The sequence below is a fragment of the Nocardia sp. CY41 genome (assembly GCF_009829325.1).
Taxonomy (GTDB): Bacteria; Actinomycetota; Actinomycetes; order Mycobacteriales; family Mycobacteriaceae; genus Nocardia.
Genome location: NZ_VUOS01000077.1, coordinates 1 through 6,568, shown reverse-complemented (window position 1 = coordinate 6,568; position 6,568 = coordinate 1). Strand labels below are relative to the sequence as shown.

General features: G+C 64.7%; 4 protein-coding genes and 1 pseudogene. 3 read left to right on the top strand and 2 right to left on the bottom strand.

The annotated features are described in order from the left end of the window. Positions 1–1,153: 1,153 nt before the first annotated feature. The gene (locus tag GVY64_RS36315) at positions 1,154–1,774 is read right to left on the bottom strand and encodes a class I SAM-dependent methyltransferase (RefSeq protein WP_236567535.1); all 621 of its coding nucleotides are present in this window, start codon (positions 1,772–1,774) and stop codon (positions 1,154–1,156) included. A 1,516-nt stretch (positions 1,775–3,290) separates the two neighbouring features. On the opposite strand from GVY64_RS36315, the gene GVY64_RS36310 reads away from it, so the two are divergent. Continuing rightward, entirely contained in the window at positions 3,291–3,527 is a 237-nt protein-coding gene (locus GVY64_RS36310) for a hypothetical protein (RefSeq protein ID WP_159851142.1), read from the top strand. Positions 3,528–3,770: 243 nt separating this feature from the next. Further along, a complete protein-coding gene (locus tag GVY64_RS36305) occupies positions 3,771–3,950 on the top strand; it encodes a hypothetical protein (protein ID WP_159851140.1) in 180 nt (59 codons plus the stop codon). A 188-nt stretch (positions 3,951–4,138) separates the two neighbouring features. On the opposite strand, the pseudogene GVY64_RS38500 reads toward GVY64_RS36305, so the two are convergent. Beyond that, positions 4,139–5,269 (bottom strand): annotated as a pseudogene (locus GVY64_RS38500) (ISL3 family transposase); the annotation flags it as partial. Positions 5,270–5,390: 121 nt separating this feature from the next. On the opposite strand from GVY64_RS38500, the gene GVY64_RS36295 reads away from it, so the two are divergent. Further along, complete coding sequence (locus GVY64_RS36295) at positions 5,391–6,176, top strand: DUF899 domain-containing protein (RefSeq protein ID WP_159851136.1); 786 nt, start codon at positions 5,391–5,393, stop codon at positions 6,174–6,176. Positions 6,177–6,568: the final 392 nt, after the last annotated feature.

Sequence of the window (6,568 nt, the reverse complement as noted above, 5' to 3'; positions counted from 1 at the left end):
GACCGGCAGTAGCGGTTCGATCACTGTCCACAACTCGTCGTCCACGATCCACGGGGCCGCCACGACGAAACATACTGCACCGCAACGAGAATCACCGCCACTCTACAGAACCTGTTAGGAGCTCTAAAAGAACCCAATGGGTACAAGAGCTCGACTCCGTGAATCCGTTGGACAGTGGGCAAGAGTCGACACCGAGGCGAGCCGAGCAATCGGGGTCTCCGGCAGAAGCCACGCGGGCCCACCGACGACACCGCCCCGTCCCACACCCGTTTTCGAAGGCCTCGACCTGCGAACCGGCATGAGGCACGAATTCGGGCACAGCGACGTAATCAGCGAGCCGATGATCGATTCCCAGGGAAAGGTCATCGGCCCGATATTCCTATCCAAGCCGGGCGACGCGCAGGGATTGAGCCGGTGGGCTCGCGCGGAGCAGCGCACGAGCGACGAGTACTACTTCGAGGGCCGTCAGGTGCCTCATCCACAGGCGGGGCAGCCTGTCTGGTTTTTCGACAATCCGAAACCAGCGCCCTGGGCCGATAGAACAGGGAGGACTCCGGTGTACAGCTTCGCGCACAGCAGCCCGGACGGAGTCGCTGTGAACGTCCGGACAGCGCTGGGAGAAACGACGGTGAGGGTCGACGGAGCAACCTATGGCCGCATCCTCGCAGCCAACGACCATTTCCGTCAGGCAATCACCGGATCGGGTGCATTGACCGAGACCGGGATCCCACGACACCGCCACGGCCTGTCGAACCACCCACCCGTGGCTTGGATACTTCGGGCTGGAGTGGCAGCGCACCCCCTCGTCGAACTCGCTGCGCAGGGTCGGCCACGACGCGGCATACCTGGTGCGCCGTCTGCGGCCCCCGGTCGCCCGGCCCCGGGAGCATACGCGATGACCACATCGGCGACACGGCCTCGGGATCGCCGGGGCACGGCCGTCGACCGATTTCGGTCGACGGCACCCCCACGATCACCTACCCGGCCGGGGTTGCCGACTGCACATGGCGGGGTTGGTGGCGAGAAGCAATCCGCCCGATCCGACGCTAGGAGTTACCGCAGATAGTCGCACACCATGTGCCAAGCGCCCGGCAATAGGTCCCCAAGTCAGCGGTGTGTGGCGGCGTTGATCTGGATGTGTCGGACAAGGCGGTTATCGGACGTGGTGGCATACCAGCAGGTGGTACGCCTCGTCGCCTTCGCCGAGACGGCGGTCTTCGGTCACTTCGAGGCCGGCCTTGTTCAGCGTGGCGGTGATGTCGGCGATCGGGCGCAGGCGGAATCGATGTTTGGTGAACGGCATTTTCGCCATCGCTGTCGGGTCACCGACACCGAGAATCGCCCGGCCCGACGGACGCAGCACCCGAGCGAGCTCGACGAACGCCGGCGCCAGGTCTTCGATGAAGTAGACGGTGTTGGTGCTGATCAGTGCGTCGACCGACGCGTCCGGCAGCGGCAACCGGTCCATACCTGCCTGGTGAAGGACGAGTCGGTTACCGTCGATCTCGGTCCGGAGGCTGTGTTGTGCCCTGGTGATCATGGTGGGCGAAATATCGATCCCGTGCACTCGGCCGCTGGTATCCACCCGGTCCAGCAGCAGTCGCAGACCCACACCGCCACCGAAGCCGATGTCGGCAACCGTCTGCCCGCCCTCGACCCGGGCAGCCTCGACCGCGGCGACAACCGTTGAACGATTCCCCCGATCAAGCATCCGAGCTACGACGTTCCCGGCGATGCCGGTCGGGCAGCCCAGCTGCGACGCCCATTTCTTCACGACAAGTTCCGAAATCCACACCAGCCAACAAAACCACCGATGTCGGCGGTCCGCATCAGGGAATCCCCCCGATTTTGGTGCATTCTGGCCACACCTCGAGTACACCGTCGATCAGACCGGCGAGACATTCGGTGTCCCGGGGTGCCGTCAAGGGGGGCGTGACCCGGGGCATAGGGCGAGTGAAAACCCAGGTAACACAGCCGTTACATGATCTTGAATTGAGTTGGCGCTATCGACGTATTCGGTACCCCTGGATGGCGTGACGCTGCTGCGCGCAGCGCCCACCTGTGGAACGACCCGCAGCCCAGAGCATTGGCGGGCATTCGTTGCCGTCACACCCCGATTACCTCGTGTGGCGCGATTCTTACCAGCACCCAAATGGAGGTTCATGGAGGAAGGGTGACCGCGGCGTCAACGGCATCGATGATCGGTGCCACCTGCGCTTCGTTGCCGACTTGCACGGCGTTTGCGGGCCCTGTGACCGCGTACCGCTCGCAGGGACCTGGCTTATCGGATGTCGTTGAGGATGGCGGCACCTACTGGCACTTCACCGGGGTGGTTCGTCCCGGCGGCGTCTCTGGTGGCCGCTGTTACGCGTTCGTGGCGACGCCGAGTTCGGTGAGGAGACTGCGGACTCTGTGCTCGATGTCGTCGCGGATGCGGCGCACGGTCGTGATGTCGGCGCCGACGGGTCGTCGAGCGGCCAGTCCAGGTAGCGGGTTCCGGGGAAGTAGGGTCTGCGGTAACTCCTAGCGTCGGATCGGGCGGATTGCTTCTCGCCACCAACCCCGCCATGTGCAGCCGGCCGCGTAGCGCGCCTGGACCGAGACCCCTGCCTCACGCAACCCGGTCACGAACGTGGTTTCGGACTCGGCCGCGACCGCGTGCGCGCGCACCATCCGCCGCAGCCGCTCCGCTCGGTCTCCGCAGTACCGAGCCGCTTGGCGCGCTCGATCTCCGCGCGACTGTTCTCCGACAGCCCGCCGCCCCTTTCGGCGACGCCAACAACTTCAGCCCGAACTCGCGCTCCAGCTCCCCGCAGATCTCATCCGCGCGCCGCCAATCACCCTGGCTTGCGGCACCGCGATCATCACGCCAGATCATTGAGACCATCCCCCCACCGAAACGGCCGAAACGTCCTCCGCAGATAGCTCGGAAAAGTCGGCGGCGGATTCCGCGCCGAGCCCACGCTTTTGATCCGACGTCCAATGCGGTCGGCCGATCCTGGACTGTCCGGAGGTGCAATCCTCGTGGCCTCGCGCCCCGGATGCCGAGGTGGGGCTCACCACATCGCAGATTCCAAGCAACTCATTAGCGACGGATTTCGCGTTTGAGGCTCGACTCTGAGGTGAAGCGCCCGGTGAAAGCCCACTTTCCCAGTCAGCGACGGATACGACGCGACGGCGCCAACCCCGCCCCCAATGAATGGGCCGCCACCGCGAGACAAACTCGCGCTCATTAGCTATTGATCAGCTATGTTCGGTGCGAGTCCGTGTCTACAACGTGGAGGCAGAGCATGGCGGTCGGCACGTTCAGGTATCAGAACTCTTCCGGGTACTCCGACCAGATTCAAAACCCCGAGGAGTACCGCACCTACAACATCGACATCACGCCAGGGGCGGTAGAGAACAACACCAACGCCACCGTCCGCATGTACACCGAAGAGGACGGCCGCGGAGACTCCGACTACCTCAACCCCGGAAACAGCAGGTACATCACAACCAGCTACCGAAGCTGCGTTTTCACGACCTAGCTGCGCGCGGCGGCGGGTCGCGACGACTGCGGCCGGTCCAGCTCGCGGTGGTCGGCGAAGGCGCCAATGGCGATCCTTCTGGCAGCGATTCGAGCCGGACACTTGTCCCCATGAGAGACAAATCCATCTTCGCTCAGCGGTGGTGGCGGTTCACACCGAAGCACGGCGCATCGCCGACTTGTTGTGACGCCGAACATGCCAGGTCGGTGCGGAAGTCGGAGATGTGAACCACCATCAGCGGATATGTCGGGCGGACTGCTGTCACCAGCGTTCGCCGATCTGATCCAGGAATGCCGCCGCGCCGCGGCGCACACGGTGATCACCTTGCCCGGGCACCTGTCGCACATGTCGATGTCGAGGAAGGTTCTGCAGGAAGTCCTGCACGTACGCGCCGAAGCCATCGTCCACGAAGTCGAGTACTGACACCTCGCGCGAGGTTCACTTCCTCTCACCTCTATCCGCGCGTTGCCCGGACCGTAATGCAGGCGCCAGGGTGTGGCTGGAGGAGCGATGCACATGCTCACTAGAAAATAAACGGACCCAGTAAGTTTCAGAAGTCACAGGGAACTGTCGGAACAACGGCTCTGGCGCACTTCCGGTGGGTGCCCGGGCTATGCGAGCGGGATGCGGTGCCGAAGTGGCTGAAACTGGCCCGGCCATACATTTGTCGCTTGATCAGTTTGGTTTGGTGTTGACGCCTTCGATCGGGCCGTTGCTGTAGGGCACGGTCAGGCCGGCGGCCGCGGCGTCGTGGTCCTGGTCGAGGCCGCGAAGGAAAAGGGCCGAGTTCGGTCAGCCCGGCCTCGCGAACCTGCTTCATCCACTCGCCGAGATCGCCACCGCGAGGTTCGATCAGGATCGCTGCGAACTCGCCGACGAGCCGAGCCAGGTCGGTTATCTCGGGACATGCGCGGACAAGTTCGTCCAGGTGAGCGCGGCGTCGGGCGGGAAGATCGGTCGGTCGGCTCATGATCCACGAAGTCAGCCGACGCGGTGAGGGGCAGATGCGGTCGCTTTCGGCGCGCCCTGGTTGAGGTATTTGTGCAGCAGGTTCAGGCCGCCGGTGTAACCGAGCGCTTTGATCTCGTGGAACACGTGAAGGACCGGGACACCGGGCTGTTCGGTGCGACGCTGCCGCAAGTGGTCGCGGAAAGGGGGCGACAAGGCAGGCTCGGTAGTACGGTGGGCGGCGCAGCTGGTCCGGCTCGGATGCGCGGGCGTAGCGTTTCACCGTGTTCAACGCCAGGCCGAGACGCCGGGCGCAGTCCAGCAGTCCGACACCTTGATCGAGCAGATCGTGCACCGCATGCCAGCGTTCCAACGTGGTGGTCTCGCGGGTGAGTGTTTGCCGTTTCGGGCCGGCCGCGGCCCAGCATCGGCCGTGCGCGGCGACGACTTCCCGCACCGATCGGGCCAGGCCGCGGGCACAGATGCCAGCGGTCGTTGACCTGCAGTGCGGCGGGCTGCGCGCGGCGGATCGCTTCGGCATAGGTGGCCGATCCGTCGCCGACGACGACCTCGACGCCAGGATTGTTCCGCAGCCATGTTTCGAGGGGTTCGGACTTGCGGTCGGCCAGGACGTCGATCCGTTGGTGAGTGACAGCGTCGATGACCGCTGTACTGTAACGGTTTCGGCGGCGCAGGGCGAAATCGTCCACGCTGACTACCCGCGGGACCGGCCGGTGCCGCAGCAGGATCGCCAGCAGTACCCGCACCGCGGTATGTCGGGACAATCGAACTGCCGATGCAAGTGGCGCAACAATTCCTCGCTGCGCTGGCGCGGGACTGGGACGGCCCGCTCGACGCGTTGAAGGCCGTCCTCGATCGAGACTGATCAATCCGAAACCGAACAGGAATACCGCTATGAAAACACCGCCGATCGTTTCGCAGAGCGAGTGGGAGGCAGCGCGTCTGGAGCTGCTGGTGAACGAGAAGGAGGTGATGCGCGCCCACGACGCGCTCGCTGCCCAACGCCGCCGCATGCCGTGGCTGGCCATCGACAGGCAGTACGTGTTCGACGGGCCCGACGGCCCGGCGAGTCTGCTTGACCTGTTCCAGGGCCGCCGCCAGCTGATCGTCTACCGCGCATTCTTCGAGCCCGGCGTGGTCGGCTGGCCCGATCACGCCTGCCGCGGCTGCTCCATGATCGCCGACCACGTCGGCAATCTCGCGCACCTGAACGCCCGCGACACCACGCTCGCATTCGCCTCGCGCGCCTCGCAACCCGAGATCGAGGAGTTGAAGGCCCGGATGGGCTGGTCACCGATTCCCTGGTACACCATTACCGACGAGTTCGACGTGGACTTCGGCGTCGACGAATGGCACGGCACCAACGCCTTCATCCACGAAGGCGATCAGGTGTATCGCACGTATTTCATCAACCGGCGTGGCGACGAGTACTTCGGAAATACCTGGAGCTACCTCGACATGACGGCCCTCGGACGTCAGGAGAATTGGGAGGATTCGCCCGAGGGCTACCCCCAGACACCACCTTACGAGTGGTGGAACTGGAACGATGAGTACCCTGCTGCGGTCGACGAGACCAACTCGGACTGGCTGGACAGGGTCGCCGCCGCCATAGAAAGGGGCGAAGCCGGTCGTCGGCAGAAGGAAGCACCGCAAGACTGCTGCGCACACCCGGCACAGTGATGGTCCACCCGTTGGTTCCGGTCCGGTCTCGAGTGGGCCGGGCCGGAGCGGCCCTGTCGCTACTCTCGGCAACTCTCCATGCCGCCTGCGACGGAACCCATTGCACCACAGTGTGGGTGATTGTCCTGTCGGCGTTGATGTCGCTGGGCTGCATATGGTGTGCCTGGGACCTGTGGACCCGGCCATTCCCCAGGGCATGGGCCATGACTGCGCCCACCCGCGAACAGCTCGAACGCTGGCAGAAACGCGACTGCGTCCGCTGCGCCCGCATGAGCTGACACCCGGGGCATGAGGTGACACCAGGGCCCGAGCCGCGGAAAGTGGCCGATTCGGGTCGACTGGGCACCGAGGTGAGGACCATCCACTGGGGGCAGGCCTCGGCTTTCACGCGG